Source organism: Pontibacter aquaedesilientis (assembly GCF_014773225.1).
Taxonomy (GTDB): domain Bacteria; phylum Bacteroidota; class Bacteroidia; order Cytophagales; family Hymenobacteraceae; genus Pontibacter; species Pontibacter aquaedesilientis.
This window is the reverse complement of the sequence record NZ_JACXAJ010000006.1, coordinates 32,199-52,675: the sequence shown is the minus strand read 5'-3', so window position 1 is coordinate 52,675 and position 20,477 is coordinate 32,199. Positions and strand designations below refer to the sequence as shown.

At 50.2% G+C, this 20,477-nt stretch carries 15 protein-coding genes; 9 read left to right on the top strand and 6 right to left on the bottom strand.

Annotation, left to right across the window (positions count from 1 at the left end; translation table 11 throughout):
* Nucleotides 1–25 precede the first annotated feature (25 nt).
* A complete protein-coding gene (locus H9Q13_RS12590; protein ID WP_191184168.1) occupies nt 26–1,168 on the top strand; it encodes an FAD-dependent monooxygenase in 1,143 nt (380 codons plus the stop codon).
* 131 nt (nt 1,169–1,299) lie between these two features.
* Here H9Q13_RS12590 and H9Q13_RS12585 read toward each other — a convergent pair whose 3' ends face one another.
* Entirely contained in the window at nt 1,300–2,289 is a 990-nt protein-coding gene (locus tag H9Q13_RS12585; protein ID WP_191184167.1) for an aspartate-semialdehyde dehydrogenase, read from the bottom strand.
* 363 nt (nt 2,290–2,652) lie between these two features.
* Between H9Q13_RS12585 and H9Q13_RS12580 the strand changes: the two genes are divergently transcribed.
* On the top strand, nt 2,653–5,301 hold the full coding sequence (locus tag H9Q13_RS12580) for a lamin tail domain-containing protein (protein ID WP_191184166.1): 2,649 nt from the start codon (nt 2,653–2,655) through the stop codon (nt 5,299–5,301).
* A gap of 514 nt (nt 5,302–5,815) precedes the next feature.
* On the opposite strand, the gene H9Q13_RS12575 is transcribed toward H9Q13_RS12580, so the two are convergent.
* From H9Q13_RS12575 to H9Q13_RS12565, 3 genes are read right to left on the bottom strand one after another with little or no spacing between them, the layout of a single operon-like run.
* On the bottom strand, nt 5,816–7,255 hold the full coding sequence (locus H9Q13_RS12575; protein ID WP_191184165.1) for a TolC family protein: 1,440 nt from the start codon (nt 7,253–7,255) through the stop codon (nt 5,816–5,818).
* Nucleotides 7,256–7,262: 7 nt separating this feature from the next.
* Nucleotides 7,263–8,618 carry an HlyD family secretion protein gene (locus tag H9Q13_RS12570; RefSeq protein WP_191184164.1) on the bottom strand — a complete coding sequence of 452 codons (1,356 nt, stop codon included), beginning with the start codon at nt 8,616–8,618 and terminating at the stop codon, nt 7,263–7,265.
* A 2-nt stretch (nt 8,619–8,620) separates the two neighbouring features.
* Complete coding sequence (locus H9Q13_RS12565; RefSeq protein ID WP_191184163.1) at nt 8,621–10,360, bottom strand: peptidase domain-containing ABC transporter; 1,740 nt, start codon at nt 10,358–10,360, stop codon at nt 8,621–8,623.
* Nucleotides 10,361–10,811: 451 nt separating this feature from the next.
* On the opposite strand from H9Q13_RS12565, the gene H9Q13_RS12560 reads away from it, so the two are divergent.
* The 3 genes from H9Q13_RS12560 to H9Q13_RS12550 all read left to right on the top strand — a co-directional run bounded on the left by H9Q13_RS12560 (nt 10,812) and on the right by H9Q13_RS12550 (nt 13,369).
* Complete coding sequence (locus H9Q13_RS12560; protein ID WP_191184162.1) at nt 10,812–11,570, top strand: oxygen-binding di-iron domain-containing protein; 759 nt, start codon at nt 10,812–10,814, stop codon at nt 11,568–11,570.
* A gap of 82 nt (nt 11,571–11,652) precedes the next feature.
* Complete coding sequence (locus H9Q13_RS12555; protein ID WP_191184161.1) at nt 11,653–12,918, top strand: DEAD/DEAH box helicase; 1,266 nt, start codon at nt 11,653–11,655, stop codon at nt 12,916–12,918.
* A gap of 214 nt (nt 12,919–13,132) precedes the next feature.
* On the top strand, nt 13,133–13,369 hold the full coding sequence (locus tag H9Q13_RS12550) for a hypothetical protein (protein WP_191184160.1): 237 nt from the start codon (nt 13,133–13,135) through the stop codon (nt 13,367–13,369).
* A 135-nt stretch (nt 13,370–13,504) separates the two neighbouring features.
* Here the strand turns inward: H9Q13_RS12550 and H9Q13_RS12545 are convergent, their stop codons facing one another.
* The gene (locus tag H9Q13_RS12545) at nt 13,505–14,038 is read right to left on the bottom strand and encodes a dihydrofolate reductase family protein (protein WP_191184159.1); all 534 of its coding nucleotides are present in this window, start codon (nt 14,036–14,038) and stop codon (nt 13,505–13,507) included.
* 119 nt (nt 14,039–14,157) lie between these two features.
* Nucleotides 14,158–14,376 (bottom strand): YgaP family membrane protein, encoded by a 219-nt coding sequence (locus H9Q13_RS12540; RefSeq protein WP_191184158.1) that lies wholly within the window; start codon nt 14,374–14,376, stop codon nt 14,158–14,160.
* A gap of 141 nt (nt 14,377–14,517) precedes the next feature.
* Here H9Q13_RS12540 and H9Q13_RS12535 point away from each other — a divergent pair, with 141 nt between their 5' ends.
* The 4 genes from H9Q13_RS12535 (at nt 14,518) to H9Q13_RS12520 (ending at nt 20,322) form a co-directional block, all read left to right on the top strand.
* Nucleotides 14,518–14,868 carry a DUF2752 domain-containing protein gene (locus H9Q13_RS12535; protein WP_317173900.1) on the top strand — a complete coding sequence of 117 codons (351 nt, stop codon included), beginning with the start codon at nt 14,518–14,520 and terminating at the stop codon, nt 14,866–14,868.
* A complete protein-coding gene (locus tag H9Q13_RS12530) occupies nt 14,852–15,229 on the top strand; it encodes a TM2 domain-containing protein (protein ID WP_191184157.1) in 378 nt (125 codons plus the stop codon). The genes H9Q13_RS12535 and H9Q13_RS12530 overlap by 17 nt, the downstream gene beginning before the upstream one ends.
* A 453-nt stretch (nt 15,230–15,682) precedes the next feature.
* Nucleotides 15,683–18,832, top strand: coding sequence for a SusC/RagA family TonB-linked outer membrane protein (locus H9Q13_RS12525; protein WP_191184156.1), 3,150 nt, complete (start codon nt 15,683–15,685; stop codon nt 18,830–18,832).
* Between the two features lie 17 nt (nt 18,833–18,849).
* Nucleotides 18,850–20,322 (top strand): RagB/SusD family nutrient uptake outer membrane protein, encoded by a 1,473-nt coding sequence (locus tag H9Q13_RS12520; RefSeq protein WP_191184155.1) that lies wholly within the window; start codon nt 18,850–18,852, stop codon nt 20,320–20,322.
* Nucleotides 20,323–20,477 lie beyond the last annotated feature (155 nt).

The following is a 20,477-nucleotide window of genomic DNA, read 5'->3' as shown; positions in this document are numbered from 1 at the left end:
AAAGAATGATAGCAGGTAGCGTATTATGAAAGCCATAGTCATAGGAGGAGGTATCGGGGGCTTGAGTGCCGCTCTGGCGCTTCAGCGGGGAGGTATAGACACCACGGTATACGAAGCAGCTCCCAAGTTCAAAGGACTGGGAGCAGGTGTTGCGCTGGCGGCCAATGCCATGCAGGGCCTTGCCAGGCTGGGGGTGGCAGATGATGTGGTGGCCCGGGGCAAGCAACTAGATGCGCTGGTTATCTTTGATGAGCATGGCCGCGAGATCAGCAACATGGATACCCGCCAGTTGAGCAACAAGTATGGTATCAACAACTTTGTGATACACCGCGCCGACCTGCACGAAGTACTGCTGAGCTACCTCCAGCCTGAGTCAGTAATACTGGATAAACGCTGCGAGACTGTGGAGCAAAACGGCGATCAGGTGCAGATTATGTTTGCCGACGGTAGCCACGCCAAGGCCGATTTGCTGATTGCCGCCGATGGCATCAGTTCGGTGGTGCGGCAGCAACTGGTACCCGAAAGCATACCCCGCTATGCCGGCTATACCTGCTGGCGAGCCGTCATCGACAATCCCAGTGTGGAAATCAATGACATGATTTCGGCTGAGACCTGGGCACCGCAAGGGCGGGTAGGTATAGCGCCGCTGCAGGATGGTAAGATTTACTGGTATGCCTGCATCAACGCCCCGGAGCGCGACGAGAAGATGCGCCGCATGACCCCCGAAAAGCTGGCCCGCCATTTCGAAACCGTGCACTCTCCCATAGAAGCCATACTAGCCTCCACTTCGCAAGACCAACTCATCTGGAATGACATTGCTGACCTGAAGCCCTTGAAGCATTTCGTGTATGGCCGCATTGTGCTGCTCGGTGACGCGGCGCATGCCACCACGCCCAACATGGGGCAGGGCGCTTGCCAGGCCATAGAAGACGCTGTGGTGCTGGCGCAATGCCTGCAACAGGAGCCGGTGCTGGCCAATGCCCTTAAAAAGTACGAGAAGCGCCGCAAAGTCCGTACTGCCAAAGTGGTCGAGATGTCGCGCAGGCTGGGCGAGGTGGCACACTGGCGCAACCCGCTGTTGGGGCGTGTTCGCAACATGCTCTTCCGGGCCATGCCCAAGTTCGTGACGCAGCGTCAGATGGAGGATCTGTATAAGGTGGATTTTTAAAATAATAGACTCACTTTAGGCTCTCCATTGCCTGTCTCGACTTTTGCTGCACCTTGGCGACTTAACAAAAAAACGGAAGCCCCATTCAGAGCTTCCGTTTTTTTGTTACAATCTTTGTCTAGTGTCTTTTCTTACACCAAGCCCTGCTTCACCAGATACTCAGCAATCTGCACGGCATTGGTCGCAGCGCCTTTGCGCAGGTTATCCGCCACGATCCACATGTTCAAAGTTCTAGGCTGGGTTTCGTCCAGGCGAACGCGGCCAACAAATACTTCGTCTTTGCCATGAGCGTCTTTCGGCATGGGGTATTGCAGGTTTTTTACGTCGTCTACCACTTTCACACCTTCCGTTTCGGCCAGTATGCGGTATACCTCGTCCAGCGTGAAGTCCTTTTCAAACTCCACGTTCACCGACTCCGAGTGGCCGCCCATAACAGGTATGCGCACCGCTGTGGCCGTTACCCGGATGGAGTCGTCACCCATGATCTTTTTGGTTTCGAGGATCATCTTCATTTCCTCCTTGGTGTAGCCGTTGTCCTGGAAAACATCGATGTGCGGCAGCACGTTCAGGTCAATGGTATACGGATAGGCTTTCTCGCCTTCTTTGCCGGCGCGCTCGTTCATGAGCTGCTCCACCGCCTTCACGCCCGTACCCGTTACCGACTGGTAGGTGCTCACCACAATGCGCTTCGCCTTCAGCTCCTCGTGCAGCTTGTTAAGCGCCACCACCATTTGGATGGTAGAGCAGTTTGGGTTGGCAATAATCTTATCTTCTTTGGTCAGCTCTTTGGCGTTGATCTCCGGCACCACCAACTTTTTGGTAGGGTCCATGCGCCAGGCTGATGAGTTATCTACCACCGTAATGCCAGCCTCAGCAAATTTAGGCGCCCACTCCGTAGAGGTGCTGCCGCCCGCCGAGAAAATGGCAATTTGCGGGGCAGCTGCAATGGCATCCTGCATCCCGATCACCTTTATCTGTTTACCCTTAAACTCCATCTGTTTACCAACAGATCTCTCAGAAGCAACCAACAATAATTCCGTTACCGGGAAGTCACGCTCCGCCAGTACTTTCAAAATCTCGCCGCCCACCAATCCGGTGGCGCCTACTACTGCTACTTTCATTGTTTAAGGTATGTATTTAATTGTTAAATGGTTGATTGCTAATTGATGCGGGTTGAAATGTTAAATTGTTAAATAGTTGGTGCATAATTCGGACAGGTCGCGACCTGTCCCTACAGTCGGTTATACCTTTATGCCTTGCCCAGAACGACGTTACGGTGTAATGTCGCTACATTTCAACTTCCTTAACTCTCAAACTTTTAAACTCCCTTAACTAACTGACTTATCGCGCGTAAAAGTTCTAAATTTTACAAAAGCAGTTAGTTTGCCCAGTCTCTTAAAATTTTTCAGGCCCGTGAGTGCCTTTGCGCTTGCTATTCCTGCTGCGGCTGCGAAGTTCGTAAGTTTTCACCACAATATCTGCGCATGAAACAAACTTTACGCCAAGCTATTAGCCAATTTCTTAATGCCTCTCTATACCTTATTCCCCTTCCTGTTTTAGCAACAGGAGCGCTTCTGCTATTTCCGCTGCTCGCCACCGCCCAACTGCAAGACAACTTCTCTGACGGCGACTTTACGCAAAATCCTGCCTGGTCGGGTGATGTGAGCAGTTTCCTTGTCAATGCCCAAAACCAACTCCAAAGTAACGGGCCCGCCATAACAGGTAGCACGCTATACCTGGCCACGCCCTCGCAGGCAGTGGTGGGCACGGTATGGGAGTTCTGGGCTAACCTGCGACTGGCAACTTCATCGAGTAACTACGCCGACGTCTTCCTGATCTCGGACAAACAAGACCTGAAAGCCGCTGACGTGAACGGCTATTTTGTGCGGATCGGGAATACGGCCGACGAGGTGAGTCTCTTCCGGAAAGATGCGGGTAAAACGCCCGTTATGATTATCAATGGGCAAGACAAATCAGTGGCGAGCTCCAACAACACGGTGCGGGTACGGGTAAGCAGGAGTGTGGAGCATGAATGGCAGTTGGAGATTGACGTGGCAGGCACCGGGCAGAGCTACGTCTCGCAGGGAAGTGTTACGGATGCAACTCACAGGCGCTCGGCCTATTTTGGCGTGCTGGTCAGGTATAGCTCGGCCAATAGCCAGAAGTTTTATTTCGATGATTTCAGGATTACCGACACAAACCCACCTGTGCTGGAGAACGCCCAGCCGCTGAGCACGCATACCTTAGAGCTGCGTTTCAACGAACCGCTGGCTCCAGAACAAGCCCAAAACATCGCCAGCTATACCTTAAACGGAAACATCAAGCCTGTCTCAGCGGAACTTACCGGAAGCGGCCTCGTGCTGCTCACCTTTGCGCAGTCGCTTCGAAACGGGGTCAATAAAATAGCAGTGGCAGGTATAGCTGACTTGTATGGCAACGCCTTAGCGAATCCTGTGGAGCTGACCTTTGGATATGCCCTGCCGCCTATGTTGCCAAGGTATAATGAGTTGCTCATCACCGAGATTATGGCCCGTGAGACGCCGACCGTAGGTTTGCCGGCGGTGGAGTACGTCGAGCTGCACAACCCCACCGAGAAGGTGCTGACATTGCAAGGTATACGCTACTCCGATGCCACATCTACCGCTATGCTGCCCAATGTGTTGTTGCAACCCGGCGAGTATGCGGTGGTGGTGCCCAATACACAGGTCAGTAATTTTACACAGTACGGCCGCGTCATCGGGATCAGCAATTTCCCGAGCCTGAACAACACGGGTGAGCTACTGCAACTGCACCAGCCCAACGGCCGCCTGATCTACGCTGTGAGCTACAACGACACCTGGTACCGCGACAATGCCAAACGCAACGGCGGCTGGAGCCTCGAGATGATAGACGTGACAAACCCCTGCGCCGGAGCTGCCAACTGGATCGCATCCAACGACCCGCGCGGCGGTACGCCCGCCCAGCCCAACTCCGTCGCTGCCTCCATACCTGATAACATGCCACCCAGCCTGCTCAGTGTCACTACCATGGCTCCTGACCGCTTACTGCTTCGGTTTAACGAGCGCCTGGACAGTGCGCAGGTGGCCGATGTGAGTCGCTACGCCTTGAACCCGACAGGTATAGGTATAGCTGCGGTACAGGTTATTTCACCCTTATTTGAAGAGGTTATTTTGCAGTTGGCTAGTCCGTTACAGGAAAAGCAGCTATATACCTTAACCGCTACAGGTATACGCGACTGCGCCGGCAACCTGAGTGCAGCGCCGCTTACGGCTATCTTCGCACTGCCCTCCGCGCCGGTTCCCGGGGATGTGGTGATCAATGAGGTGCTTTTCAACCCAAGGCCCGGCGGCGTGGATTTTGTGGAGCTGGTGAACCGCAGTGACAAGTACATCAATCTGCAGAACTGGCAATTGGCCAATATTAGCAATGATAGTGTAGCCAATCTGCGTGTGATCACCACAGCAACTTATGTGCTTTCGCCTGGGCAATACGTCGTGCTCACCTCCAACCCCGATAACATCAGGGCCAATTATCCGGCAGCCCGCGCAGAGGCCTTTCTGCGGATGGCTTCGCTGCCCTCCTACCCCGATGCCGCGGGTTCCGTGGTTGTCTTGCAGCCCGATGGCCGTCTGGCGGACCGCTTCGACTATACCGAGCGCATGCATTTTAGTTTGATGGATGATCGCAATGGGATTTCTCTGGAGCGGATCAGGCTAAAGGGCCCGACCACGGCTGACAATTTCCACTCGGCGGCTACCTCCGTGTCTGCAACACCCGGTTACCTCAACTCGCAGTCGCAGCCAGGTATAGCTGCCCAGCGGCTATTTACCATCGCCCCCAAAGTGTTTTCCCCGGATGGCGATGGCTACGAGGATTTTACCACCATCAACTACAGCACAGACCAAACAGGGTTTGTCGCCAATATCACGGTTTTCGATGCGCAGGGACGAGAGATCAGAAAGCTGGTACGCAACGAACTGCTCGCCGTCAATGGCTTCTTTCGGTGGGACGGCACCCGGCAGGATGGCTCGAAAGCAGGTATAGGTTCCTACCTGCTATACATCGAGCTCTTCGACTTGAGCGGACAGAAAAGCGTGCACAAAGAGCGGGTAGTCGTGGGAGGAAGGCTTTAGGAGTTAGAAAGTTAGAAAGTTTGGAAGTTTGGAAGTTAGAAAGTTAAGTTGTTGCTCAATTTGATGGGTATAGGTATAGGGTTTTGTGGGACAGGACGCGATCTGTCAGAACTTTGCACCCAATGATTCTCACTACTCGCCTTTTCTGTGGTTTCATTTAAGAAATGAGCTGTCCGGTGGAGGCAGTCGGGTTTTATCTGTGCCCATTTCATTCATTGGCAAAAGCGTTACCACATAATCGGTACCCGCAGAGCCCGATGAAAACAAGACATGGACACTGCCCTTTTAAACTAGGTGCGATGAATAGCTATTATTTTTGGAGTTAAGCTAAATGTGTTAGCAACTTTGTTGATAACTGCTACTTATCCACATGGGTTTGCTACATTCTTTAGAAATCCAACCAGTACTTCTATCAACAGATCAACTAAAGCCAGTTTCTATCGCTCAAGCAAAAAGTGTTTGCCTTAACTTAATTTTTAATTTCTAATTCTTAATTCTTCATTCGGCGCAGCCGCTACTCCCGCTGCATATTCCCCGCCGACCAGTAGAGCTGGGCTTTGGTTTTGGCGTACTTACTGCGCAGGTCATAGAGTTTGATCTGGGCCTCCAGTAATTTCTGTTCGCGGGCATTGATCAGGAAGATGGAGCTCTCGCCGCTCTGGAATTTAACCACCTCGCCTGCCTGCAGCACACGGGCATTCGCTACCATCTGCTCCTGCAGCGCAATTTGCTCTTCCAGGGCCAGCCATTCGTTATACACTATCTCCAGGCCATTTTCGATGTCACGCACCGTGTACGACTGTTGCAGTACCACGTCCTGTTGCTTGAGTTTGGTGAGTTGCAGTTTGCCGCGTTCCTGGCGTAGGAACAAGGGTTGGCTGAAACTTATTCCCAGCTTATAATTTTCGCGCATGTATGGTGTCCGAAATGCGTCGCCCGTCATGTAGAAATCGCTTTGCAGGAGGTTGTACTCCACATTGAGTTTGGGCTTGAGCTTGTCGGCGGCAAAGCGGCGCTCCACTTCCAATTGCTGGCCTTTCAGGTCGAGCTTAACAAGGTCTGGGTGGTTAGCTTTGGCTGCGGACAGGAGTTCCTGTAGGTCTTCGGGACTAAGCGGGTCCAGTTCGGTGCCAGCGGCAGATGGGATAACGTTAGGGGATAAGGCAAGGGGCTGGTTATCTTCTCCCCAGAGGTGCATTTCGATACGCAGTTTGCTGTTGTTGTACTGCTGCAGCGCCTGGCTCAAAAGCACACGGCGGTTCAAGGCCTCGGTGCGGGCCTCCACGGTGTCGATTGCTGCCAGATCACCCTGACGGGCACGCTCGTTTACGGCCGTGGTTCTAACCTCAGCCAGTGCCAACGCCTCCTGGTATACCCGAACCTCGTTATAATAGTAGAGCCAGTCCCAATAATCTTTGGCCACATCCAGTAAGAGCTTATTCACCAGTTTGAGACGTTCGGCTTCGGCCATGCGGGGCAATAACTGGGCTTGCCGCACAGTGGCGCGGCGCTCGTCTGTAAACAGGCCTTGCCCCAGTGGGATGGCTATACCTGCGTAACTGAGTCCGTTGGAAGGCGTGTTATTCTCCGGATTCAGGAATTGGCCGCGGTTGCGCTCAAAACCGCCGATCAGCTCAGGACCAAACCAAAGCGGCACGCGCAGGCTACTGTTCCAATAGGTATAGTAGTCTTTGCCCGTGTATTCCTTTTCGCCATACTTGCTGCTGATAACCGGGTCAAAACTGCCACGGGCCATGCGCAGTTCCTGGTCGGCCTGCCGAGCCAGCAAATCAGCCTGGGCCGCCAATGGGTGGTGGGCTAATACCTGCTCATACAGGGCATTCATGGTCAGTACACGCATCGAGTCGCCTGACTGGGCAGTAGCTGGCACGGCTATACCTGCCAGGTATAGCCACCACATAAACGGAATCACAAAAGAACGATACGTGTTCATTTTCAAACTAATATTCCTCCTTCGTTTGTGCCTTGGCTCCATCTACAGGTAGGTCGCCGGTATAGTCAGGCGGGAAGCCGTTGAGCTGTCGCCACAGTTCGTACCAGATCGGCACGGTATTGAGCATAGCCCAGCCCTGCACCCCAGAGCCTATCCGGATCGCCTCCGGCCATTCTTCCTGCTCTGGGTCCTGCACCACCAGCATACGGTATAAGCCGTTGGTAGCGGTGTTGTCGATTACGGCCACTTTGCCGCCAAAAGTACCGAAGCCCAGGTTTGGCCAGCCCGAGAAGACCAGTGCCGGCCAGCCATCAAACTGCAGTCGCACGGGTGCGCCGCGATAGAGCAAAGGCAGGTCCATGGGCTGCACGTAAAGTTCTACCGCCAGTTTCGGGTCATCAGGCATGATGGTCGCGATGGCTTCCCCTTCCTTGATGTTCTCGCCTATACCTGCCCGAAGCGTGCGCACAAGATAGCCGGTCTGTGGGGCCACTACCTGGTAAAAGCGGCTTCGTTCCAGGGTGCCGCTATACTCGCTGCGTAGTTTGGAGGTCTCCCCCATGGTGCTGTAGAGGTAGGCGCGGTTCGAGCTCAGTTCCGACTCGGCTTTGGCTAGTTTATCGCCGTACTCGGCCTGCAGTGAGTTCAGTTCAGTATAGGCGTTGAGCAACTCGGCACGGGAACTGGCCAATTTGTTTTGGATAGCCAGCAGCTTGGCCTGCGCTTCCTGCAGTTTCAGGCGGCGGGTCTCCAATTCTGTCAGGGACTTCAGCCCTTGTGCATACAGGGCTTCCTGTCGGGTAAACTGATTCTGGGCGATCTCTACTTCCATACGCTGGGCCACCACATCCATGCTGTCGCTTTGCACCTTCAGGCGGGTTTGTTCTATTTTATTCCGGCCTTTGGCCAGACTAAACTTTAACCCTTCCCGCAAAGCCTTTATCTGGTTTTCCAGCGCCACTGCCTTGGCTTCTGTCGCCTCTACGGCACCTTCCTTGGCTTCTACCTGCTCATTCAGTCGGTCCAATAGTTGCGGGTCGAAATACTTCTCTTTCACCTCCGATAAACTCACGATGGTGTCACCTTTCTGCACCAGTTGCCCTTCCTGCACATACCAGCGCTCAATGCGGCCGGCTATGGTGCTCTGCACGGTCTGCGGACGGTCCTGCGGATTGAGCGCGGTCAGCGTGCCGCGAGAGGCGATATTCTGCGTCCAAGGTAGGAAAAGGCACAAGATCAGGAACAGGACGATACCGCCAATCCAGTAAGCCAGGGTGCGCCCGAGTTGCGGTGTGCGCACCATCTCCATCGCATCCAGTTCTTTGCGCGACAGGTCCGGGGTATAAGGATCTTTCTCTTTCATGGCTATGTGGTTAGGTTGGCCAGTTGCCTGTAAGACTCGTTATGACGCACTTCCTCAAAGCTACCACTGGCAACCAGCTTGCCGTCTTTCAGTAAAAGCGTGCGGTCGCAGATGGCCATCACTTCGGGGTCGTTGGAGATGATGAGCAGCGTCCAGCCGAACTCCTGGGACGAGAGCATTTGGATAAGGCGTAGCTTTTCGTGCTTCTCCATACCTCCCCAGAAATCGTCGAGCAGAAGCATTTTGGGGCGCAGCACCAGGCAGCGGGCCATGATGATCTTGCGCGACACGCTGGCCGGCAGGCGAACGCTGCCGCCTGTCAGCTCAGTTTTCAGGCCCTCGGGCAGGGTATGTATAAACTTGGTGAGTCCCACGTTATCGGTGGCCCATACCACATCCTCTATCGGCACACCGGGTATGCCCAGCGTGATATTCTCCAGGATGGTGCCGTCAATTACCTGCTCTTTGGAAGTGTTATCCCCGATAAGGCGGCGCAGGCTGTTTTTTTCGAGGTCGCGCAACGAGAGGTTGTTGTAGGCGATGCTTCCCTCATAGTTATCGTATAGCCCAAGCAGCAACTGGCTCAGCGTAGACTTGCCCGAGCGGTTAAAGCCTGCAATGCACACTCGCTCCGAGGGCAGCACTTCAAACGAAATTCCATCGATGGCATTCTCATTGGCACGCGGGTAGCGGTACCGGAGACTGTTCACCTGTATTGAGAGGCCCAGGCCGGCGTTGTTGATGGCGACTCCGCTTTCGTCCTCCAGCGGCAGGTCTGTTACCTGCCCCAGTTTGTCGAGGCTGGTAAGGAGGTCATAAATGGTGTCGAGCTTGATGATGATCTTCTCCACCGCCGTCATAATCAGGATGATCACGATTTCGGAGGCCACAAACTGGCCAATGTTGATTTCGCGCTGTATCACGAGCACACAACCCAGCACCAGCAGGCCACCCGTGATAATGGTCTTGAAACCGACAAAGCTGAAGTACTGCGTCATCAGCACCCCGAAGTGCTGCTTGCGGGCCTTTAAGTAGCTGGTCACAAAGCCGTTGGTTTTCTCGGTTGGCAGACTTGACTGGCCGGCCAGCTTAAAGGTGTTCATGGAGCGGGCCATTTCCTGCAGCCAGGCCACCAGTTTGTACTTGTACTTCGACTCCGTAATGCTGGTGTCTATACCTTTGGGACTTGTGTAATACAGGATGGCAACCAGCACAATGACCAGGATCATGCCGAACACGATGAAGTAGGGGTGGTAGAACGAGAGCAGAATGAGGCCGAACACGATCTGGATCGCAGCAGAGGTGAAGTCGGTAAGCAACTTGGCCATAGACTTCTGCAGCGAGATGGTATCGAAGAAGCGGTTCATGAGCTCCGGTGGGTAGTACTTGTGCAGCGCCTCCAGTTGAAGCCGCGGTACCCGGAAGGCGAAGTCGAAGGCCGATCGGGTGAAAATGCGCTGCTGTATATACTCCACCAGCCAGAGTTGCATAATCTGCATGCCGCCTACAAGGAGCAGGCCCACCACGATCAGGGTAATCAGCACCACCACCGACACCGTCATTTGCCCACTCGACACAAAGGCAATGATGCTCTGTATACCCAAGGGAAGTGAAAGGCTGATAAGGCCGGCTACGATGGCATAGATATACAGGTATACAATCTCGCGTTTTTCGGCGGCCAGCAGCTGCCAGAAGCGCTGCATGGGGGTATAGAGTGCCTTTTGTTTATTTGGCTTGCTCATGGGTTCGGTTCAAGTATAAGTCTTGGGCCGGCATTGGCTATTTTATCAATTGCCGGGTATGTCAAATGTTTAAAAAAAATCGCGGTTACTCCGGAGCAGCTCAACAGTCAGCTTTTGGGGGGTGAACTGCCAAATGCCTGAGCAATCCCTTAAAAGACACTTCCCCTGTTAGCCCTGCGACCCCAGACGGTGCTTTTTGGTTAAGGGAGTATGGCTTTGGCAGGATTGCCACTATACCTGCGATTTTAAATTTTTATCACCTTTTAGCTGGCCACTCACCGCTTGCTAATGGTGCTGCAAAGTTACTGCAACTTCTTATACAATAGTAATACTATTAATTGAGTTTATTTTGCTTTTGATGCTCACCGGGTTTGAGGACGGAAGTTATGTGATTATCGTATAATCAGGTATAGCGTGCCTGTGCCCTTTGTGAAATTTATTTCTTGAAACGATGACTACTATCAACGAGATTGCTCCGGATGTCTACCGTATCAGCCTGTATGTGCCGGACTACAACATGCAGTTCAACCATTTCCTCATCAAAGACGAGGAGCCCATGCTTTACCATGCCGGTATGCGCATGATGTTCCCAATGCTGAAAGAAGCCGTTTCCAGTATTATGAAGATTAAAGATCTCCGGTGGGTGGGATTTAGTCATTTTGAGGTAGACGAGTGCGGCTCCCTGAATGATTGGCTTGCGGTGGCACCCCAGGCAGTAGCCGTCTGCAGCGAGATAGGGGCGATGGTGAACATGGGGGATTTTGCCATCCGCCCGGCCAGGGGGCTGGGTAAGGGAGACCTGCTCGAGACGGGCAAGTATAGCTACCGGTTTATACCTACGCCCCATTTGCCGCATGGCTGGGATGCCGGTGTGCTGTTCGAGGAAAAGAACAGGACGCTTTTCTGTTCTGACCTCTTCCACCAGGATGGCAACGGCATTGCCCTGACTGAGCATGATATTCTGGGTGAGGTGCGCGAAGCATTACGGGCGGGCCAGTCCTCACCGTTGCCTGATTATATGCCCTATACCCACAAAACCAAAGGCATGCTGCAGCAACTGGCAGATTTAAAACCGGCTACACTCGCGATCATGCACGGCTCCTCTTACCGGGGCAATTGTAGCAAAGCCTTGCAGGAGCTGGACGGCATCATGAAAGACGAGCTAGGGCCAGGGCAGCAAGTGGCGGAACAGCAACCGGCTATACCTTAGGTGAAACAGAAAAAGAAGCTGTACCTTTGCAACTCGCTGGGGCCTTACACATTGGTCAGCAGCCAACCAGTAACACAACACCATGAAGTTCGAAGACTACCGCATATCCGACGAAATCAAGAAGAGCCTGGACAAGCTTGGATTCCGGAAACCGACTGATATACAGTTCAAAGCCATCCCGCCCATCATGAAAGGGGAGGACGTGCTGGCGATTGCGCAGACAGGCACCGGTAAGACCGCCGCCTTTGCTATACCTATACTCGACAAGCTGCAGTTTTCCAAAAACCGCCGCCGAGAGGATGGCATTAAATGCGTCGTGATGGTACCCACCCGTGAGCTGGCGGTGCAAATCACGGAAGTCTTTGAGCAGATCGGGCGCCATACCCGTGTGAAAACTTTTTGTGTGTTCGGTGGTGTCGAGCAAGGACCACAGATTGCGAAGTTGGAGGCAGGTATAGATATACTGGTGGCCACGCCGGGCCGTTTATTTGACCTGGTTAGCCAGGGCCACATCCGATTGGAGCGCGTGGAGGTGCTGGTGCTTGATGAGGCCGACCACATGCTCGACCTCGGCTTCATCCACGACATCCGGCAGCTGATCACCAAATTGCCACGTAAGCGGCAGACACTGTTCTTCTCGGCCACCATCAACGAGAAGATAAAAGACCTGGCCTACTCGCTGGTGAACAAACCGGTGCGTATACAGATCTCGCCGAAAGACCCGGTTTCCAAAAACGTGGATCACTCGGTCATGTATGTGGAGATGGACGAGAAGCGCTTTTTCCTGGAGCGTGTCGTGAAGGAGAACCCTGATAAGAAGATACTGGCCTTTGTGCGTACGCAGGTTCGTGCCGAGCGTGTTGTGGCGGCCATGGAGCGTGTAGGTATAGAGGCCCTGAGCATACACGGCGGCAAAGAGCAGAAAGACCGCACTGACGTGATGAAGCGCTTCAAGAAAGGTGATGTGAAGCTGTTGATTGCCACTGACGTGAGTGCCCGCGGGATCGACATACCGCTCGTAGACTATGTGGTGAACTATGACTTGCCCGACCAGCCTGAAAATTATGTACACCGTGTGGGCCGTACTGGCCGAGGCACCGCCAAAGGTATAGCCGTCTCGTTCTGCAGCAAAGAGGAGAAACCCATCCTCGACGAGATTCAGACATACCTCACAAAAGACATTAAAGTGCTGGAGCTAGATCCTGAAGACCGCGAAGCCACCATCGACTTCAGTCCGGAGGCCAAGTTCGACTGGAAGGCATTGATCAAGGAGGCAGAAGAAACGGAAGCCAAGGTGAAAGCCGCCAAAGCCAAGAAGGCAAAAACGAAAGCGAAAAAGAAAAAGTAAGAAGCCCGCCTGTCTACCATATTAAATGAAGCCCTGTACGGATAATCCCTGCAGGGCTTTTTTTATAGATGATCATCCTTGGGCCACCATGGTGCACTTAATGCCTAGATTCAAGCCTTTTATTGTAAGATTTGCGTATAATATATTATAAATCAATAGTTTAACATGAATTCGGGGCGACCCGGTTACCATTTAATAGAAAGGAGTGAGTGAGATGAGACGACATAGAAGAGGCTACCTTTCAGGATTATTTTTTAATACTGGAAATTACGATGTAAGATCAGAGGAAAACAATTTTGGGTTTACCAGGCAGTTTTCCGAAGCCATTAACCAAGAGATGATGGATGATGAAAGGATGGAGCTTGAGCATAAAAAAAAGGCCGAGCTGAATCAGGAGAAACAGGGCGATCAGGTAAATGAAAACCCTTCACCAAGTCAGCCCGCGGCTTAATGTACTGTCGGATAAATTTTAAATCCGGTTTTATTATTAGCAACAATCAATCTGCATCAATAGCCCTAAAACATTAGCATCCATTGTTTAAACAGGAAGCCCCATTCTGTAAATGCAGAGCGGGGCTTCTTGTTGCTAGCAGCTATACCTTACCTGCAGAAAGCCGTTCCGGTAGAGCTTATTTTCGGTTGGGATCAGCTTTAGCTTGTGCTCATTGGCCTCTTCAGAAAACAAACGTATGCCTTTGCCCAAGATAATCGGGATATAGGTCAGAATGATTTCGTCGAGCAAACCGGCGTTGAGTACCACGGAGTTGAGTTGCCCGCCACCGATCAGCCAGATGTCCTTCCCCGGTTGTTCTTTGAGCTTCTCAATAAAGTCTACTACATCATCCTTTATGAAAGATACGCATGCCGTGTCCGCCTGCTCCGACCTGCTGAACACATAGTTTTTCAGGTCAGGGTAGGGGAAAGGCATGTCGAAGCCCATGACTTCCTTGTAGGTATTGTGTCCCATCAGAGTAGTGTCAATGGTCTGCAGGAAAGCAGTGTAGCCGAAGTCTTCATCAGGGATGTTGTATTTTTTGTCTTGAAGCCAGTCGATGTTGCCGTCGGGGCGGGCGATGAAGCCGTCGGTGCTGGCGGCAATGTAAAGGACGATTTTTCTCAAGGTGCTTTAAATAGTGGTGAACGGATTGGATCTTATAAAGCTATAAAATAAAAATCAAGTCTGAAGGGCCTTTAAGAAGCCAACCGGTAAAGACAGGCAGGTCTCGGGTTAGGCTTTTGTCATAGCACGGCGCTTTTAACCTTGTGGTGTGGGTGCACGGCACAGCCATTGTAGCCGATGGCGTGATTAGCAGGGCAGTAACGGAGCATGCCAGTTACGATCGGTATAAGCCCTAGCGCCGCCAGCCCTTTCAGGTTAAAATAGGCACCCACGCCGACTATAGCTATACCTGCCAGCACGCGCAACTTCTGTTCAGTTTGACCTACATTGCATTTCATCGCTCAGTTTCTTCCTCCAGGTTTTCATTCATCATACGTAAATCGTTTATGGGGTTGTTACCCGGACCAAGTGGATAGCCCGGCTAGATAATACTAACCATGTTTGCGGTTATCAGATAATTGACATAACTTATGTGAATTATGCCAGCATCTATGATACATCATGCAAGGCTTTTGCGAACAAACGGATTTCTGGAGGCGGTCTGTTGGGTGGTTGCCATTGTGCTGCTGGCGCTGATGAATCCGATGGAAACGCATCTTTTTAGCCTTTGTCCGTGGAGTTGGGTAACCGACGCGCGATGCCCCGGTTGCGGATTGGGACATAGCATCGCTTTCCTGTTCAGAGGGGAGTGGCGGGCTTCCTGGGAGGCCCATATACTAGGACTGCCGGCACTGCTTATACTTGGCAGGCGTATTTTTTCGCTGCTATGGCTGTGCAGGACACAAATTAGGAATCAACTAACCAATAATCATCATGCCAAACGTTTTTAATTTTATGCCGGAACTGGAGCCAGACGAGATGTCTTACCTGCAAGGCATCTTTAACAACATGTCCGACCAGGAAGCGCAGCAGTTTGCGACTATTTACCGAGCCCGCCGCCGTGACCCGCTGCTGATCCTTATAACAGCCGCAATCGGATTTTTTGGAGTGGCAGGCGTACATCGGTTTATCCTTGGCAGCATCGGCATGGGACTTCTATACCTATTCACCGGAGGCCTTTGCTTCATCGGCACCATTATCGATGTCGTCAATTACAAGCGCCTGGCCTTTGAGTACAATGTGAAAGAAGCACAACAGGTGCATGCTATGATGATGGGGCAATATGGTGGAACAAACGGGTACGGGGTTTAGCGATGCTATTTCCAAGCTCGTCTGACGCTCTATAACATCAGGTGCCCTGGTATATTCTAGTTGAACGAGTTAGCGTGTAATGTGTGAGTTTTTTAAAACAACCTTCATGCCCATGCATAATCTTGCATGGGTATAACAATGGATATGGGTATAGGCTAAGGGGTGATAAGGGGAGTTATCATGGGAATGCATCCTGCATTCAAACTAAATCTCATCTGCGCGGCTCTAAGCATACAAATTTACTCCGGATTTGAGGTTTCTGTGGTCAAAAACCTGGAAATTAGACGCATAGGAAGCTTTGAGAGACTTGTCAGGAAAGTTTCGGGGCGAAAAATTATTTACGAAGATTTTCATTTAAAGGTTTTGCGGTGTTTGTTTTCTCTCTATATTTGGAGAGAAAACTATTCTATTATCTAATCTTTTATCAACAACCTAACAAAACAAGTGTAGTTTATGAAGAAAGTATTACTACTTAACTTCCTGTTTTTGTTTGCGCTTTTGGGCCAAGTGATGGCACAAAGCAGGACAGTAACAGGTAAAGTTACGGGAGCAGGTGACAATTCGCCTCTTCCAGGAGTATCTGTAGTTGTGAAGGGTACCTCTACTGGTACGGCGACTAATGCAGACGGATCATTCAGTGTAAATGTACCAGCAGATGCTAAAGCATTAGTGTTTCGTTACATTGGATACGTGACTAAAGAGGCTGCTATCGGTTCAAACAGCAATATTAATGTTGTGCTTGATCTTGATAATAAGCAACTAGCTGAAGTTCTAATTCAGGTTCCTTACGGTACTGTTACAAAAACAGCCTTTACAGGTGCCGAGTCTACTATCAGTACAAAAGCAATTGAAAGACAGCAGGTAACATCTGTTACACGTGTGCTTGAAGGTCTTGTGCCAGGTATTCAGACTACCAATGGTGGTGGTGCTCCTGGCTCTAATGCTTCTGTGCGTGTTCGTGGTATCGGTTCAATCAACTCTAGCAGTGAGCCACTTTATGTTGTAGATGGTGTTCCTTTCAGCGGTACGCTTCAGTCTATTTCTACTGATGACATTGCGTCTGTAACAGTATTGAAAGATGCTGCTGCTGCTGCCCTTTACGGTTCGCGTGCTGCCAACGGTGTGATCATGATCACAACTAAAAGAGGTAAAACAGGCAAACCTAGCGTTGCTGTTAACCTGAGAAGAGGTGTTTCTGACCGCGCTATACCTGAGTACGAGCGTGTAAATGAGCAGGAGTACTATGAGTTGATGTGGGAAGCTATGCGTAATGCTAAACTTGGAGGAGCTCCTACTGCTGGTAAAGATATCGCTGGTGCAAACAAGTTCGCATCTGATAACATCGCAGGTGGTAACGGCCTTGTTTACAACCCATACAATGTGCCTGGCAATCAGGTGATTGACGCGACTACTGGCCGATTGAACCCAAATGCTCGTCTTCTATACAGCGATTCATGGGCGGATGAATTGTTCCAGCAGTCTAACCGTACTGACGTGAATATGAACGTTTCTGGCGGTGCTGAGAAAAGTGACTATTACCTGTCTGTTGGTTACATCAAGGAAGAAGGTGTTGCTAAATTCTCTGGATACGATCGTGTAAATGCACGTGCTAGCATCAATACACAAGTAACTAACTGGTTAAAGTCTGGTATCAATATCGCTGGTAACATGTCTGAGAACCAGGGTAACTACGCAACAGGTACTGCTACTTCTAACCCGTTCTATTATTCTCGCTACATGGGCCCTATCTATCCGGTTTGGCAGCGTGATGGCGAAGGTAAATTCGTGACTGATCCGACAACAGGTGATCGTGCACTGGACTGGGGTAATGCTAGTCAGATGGGTGCCAGACCATATGCGCCAAACTCTAACTTGTTAGGTTCATTAGCGCTTGACGAAAGATCTATCAGAAGAAGCGAAGCAACTGTGAATACTTTTGCTGAAGTGAAATTCCTGGAAGACTTTACTTTCAAGACTACTTTCGGTGGTAACTACTACAACGGTTTCGGAACTACTTTCCAAAACTCTCTATACGGTGACGCTCAAAACGTAAGCGGTCGCTCTACTAAGTCTGATACCAGAACAACTTCTTATACTTTCAACCAAGTGTTGACTTGGAATAAGCAGTTTGGAAACCATAGCCTACGTGCTTTGGCTGGTCACGAAAACTACGAATATGAGTCTAGAAACGTATCTGCTACCAAAACAGGTTTTGCGTTCCCTGGAACAAATGAACTTGCTGCAGCTGCTACTATTACAGACGGTACTTCAGGTTTCTCTGATCACAAGATCGAATCATATTTCTCTCAGTTAAACTACAGCCTTTCTGATAAATACCTGGCTTCTGCCAGCTTCAGAAGAGACGGTACTTCGCGTTTCTACAAAGATTCACGTTGGGGTAACTTCTACTCTATAGGCGCAGGCTGGAGAATTTCAGAAGAAGATTTCCTTTCTGCTGACTGGATCGATGAGTTGAAGTTAAGAGGTAGCTACGGTGAGCAAGGTAACGAAGCAACTGATAGCTATTACCAGTGGCAAGGTCTTTACTCTCTGGGTTGGAACAATGGAAATGCTCCAGGTGCGATTGTAAGCTCACTTCCTGCTCTTGACCTGATCTGGGAATCTAACGCTAACTTCAACGTGGGCGCTGACTTCAGATTCTTCAACAAAGTAGAGGGTACAGTAGAATACTTCCAGCGTATCTCTAGCAACTTGTTGTTCGCGGTTCCTACTCCTTATTCAACTGGTGGTCTGGAAATGTGGCAGAATATTGGTACGATGTCTAATAATGGCTGGGAATTGCAGTTAGGTTACAATGCAATTAACACAAGTGATTTCGACTGGAGAATGGACCTTAACCTGACAAGCTACAAGAACAAGATTAAGGAAATGCCAAACGGTGACCCGATCATCAACGGCACCAAGCGTCTTGCAGAAGGAAAGGACATCTATGCTTTCTGGCTGCGTGAGTATTACGGTGTAGATCCTAACAATGGTGATGCCCTGTACCGCACAGACAAAACTTTGTACAACCCAGCTTCGTCGGCTTACCAGATCATCGGTCAGGATACAGTAACGAACAACATCAACAATGCAACCTATGCTTACCGTGGATCTGCTATTCCTGATCTGATCGGTGGTTTCTCTAACTCATTCCGCTACAAAGGATTTGACCTTGCAGTTTTGATGACATTCCAAGTGGGTGGTAAATTCTACGACGGTAACTATGCTGGTTTGATGCATAGAGGTACTTATGGTACACACTTCAGCAAAGATATACTGAACCGCTGGACACCAGAGAACACCAATACCGATGTGCCAAGACTACAGCAAGGAATTGCTAGTCAGGATGGTGCTTCTACTAGATGGTTGTTCGACGCGTCTTACCTGAATGTTAAGAATATCAACTTAGGTTATACACTGCCAAACACGTTGACTTCAAGAATTGGTGTAAACAACATGCGTGCATTCGTATCAGTTGACAATGCCAAAATCTTCACTAAAAATGAAGGTATGGACCCACAGCGTAGCTTCACCGGTACTTCAGACTTCTCTTATCCGGTAATGCGTACTTTCACGCTTGGTCTAAACGGTAACTTTTAATTAAGAATATTATCAGTATGAAAAATATAGTTAAAAAACTAGCTCCGCTGGCACTGGCAGTATTAGTGCTGACCGGTTGCGACAAGGAGTACCTGGATACAGCGCCTTCATCTTCAGTGCCAAATGAAATGGTGTTTGGTACAACCGAAGGTGCTACTGTAGCGCTCAATGGTATCTATCGTTCTTTGTGGACAAGTATGGATAACCACGGAAACTATGGTCAGAAGTCATATGACCTGACAATGGACATGATGGGTAATGACGTTATTACTCCTGTGCGTGGTTATGGTTGGTTCGTAGCGGAGTATAACCACTCAGCTTACGCGACAGCTACTACAACATCCCGTTCTGGTGTTGCTTGGAGATACTACTACAGAACAATCAACAATGCTAACCTGATCATTGCCAATGTTGACAATGCTACAGGAACACAGGCACGTAAAGATTATGTTAAAGGGAATGCTTTATTCCTGAGAGCACACTCTTATTTCTACCTGATTAACATGTTCCAGCATACCTACAAAGGACATGAGAATGCTCCAGGTGTGCCTTTGTATACAGAGCCAACAACAGAAGGTAAAGGCCGTGGCACTGTACAAGAAGTGTACAACCAGATTATTGCCGACCTGGATGCTGCTGAAGCTCTATTGGAAGGTAAAACAAAAGACCTGGTTTCTCACATCAACCAGAAAACTGTTAAAGGTCTTCAGGCTCGTGTAGCTTTGCAGATGGAAAACTGGGAGAGAGCTCGCATGAAAGCGAACGAAGCTCGTCAAGGTTATTCTCTGATGAATGCCACTACTTACAAGGCTGGATTCGGTGTAGCTAACAGTGAGTGGATGTGGGGTCTTCAGATTCCAAACGACCAGTCTACAATATATGCGTCTTTCTTCTCGCACATGTCAAACACAGCGGGTGGTTATGCAGGACTTGGTAGCAAGAAGCTTATTACAAGAGAACTTTATGAGAAAATGTCAGCAACTGACGTTCGTAAAGAAATTGTTCAGGCTCCTGTGGCCGACAACAAAGGAACTCAGCCAAACTATACTTCTTTGAAATTCCGTCTACCGGGAGCAGGTTCATGGGCAGCTGACTACGTGTTGATGAGAGCTTCTGAAATGTATCTGATCGAGGCGGAAGCACTAGCCAGACTAGGCAGAGCACCAGAGGCAGTTGCATTACTGGAAACTCTTGTAAGATCCAGAGATGCTGCCTATGTAGCGCCAGCTATTTCCGGTCAGGCACTTATTGAAGAGATTCTGATCCAGAGAAGAATTGAACTTTGGGGAGAAGGCTTCTCTATACTGGACCTTAAGCGTTTGAACAGACCTGTGAAGAGAATCACTGGTACTGCTGCAAATGGTGAGCACGTTGAGGCCCTTATCTTGGTAAAAGAGCGCTCTATCACAGATCCACAAATCCTTTTCAGAATACCTCAGGATGAGATCAATAACAACAAAGCGCTTTCAGCTTCAGATCAAAATCCTTAATAGTAAATTAAGTCTATAGACTTATAAAAAAACCGCCTCGTGCTTAGCATGAGGCGGTTTTTTTTATGTTTTCTCCAAAGGGACAAAGTAGAGATAGTGCATGACCTTGAGACAGATTACAGCTTTAGAATCTAGTGGAAATTGCAAAAGAATGA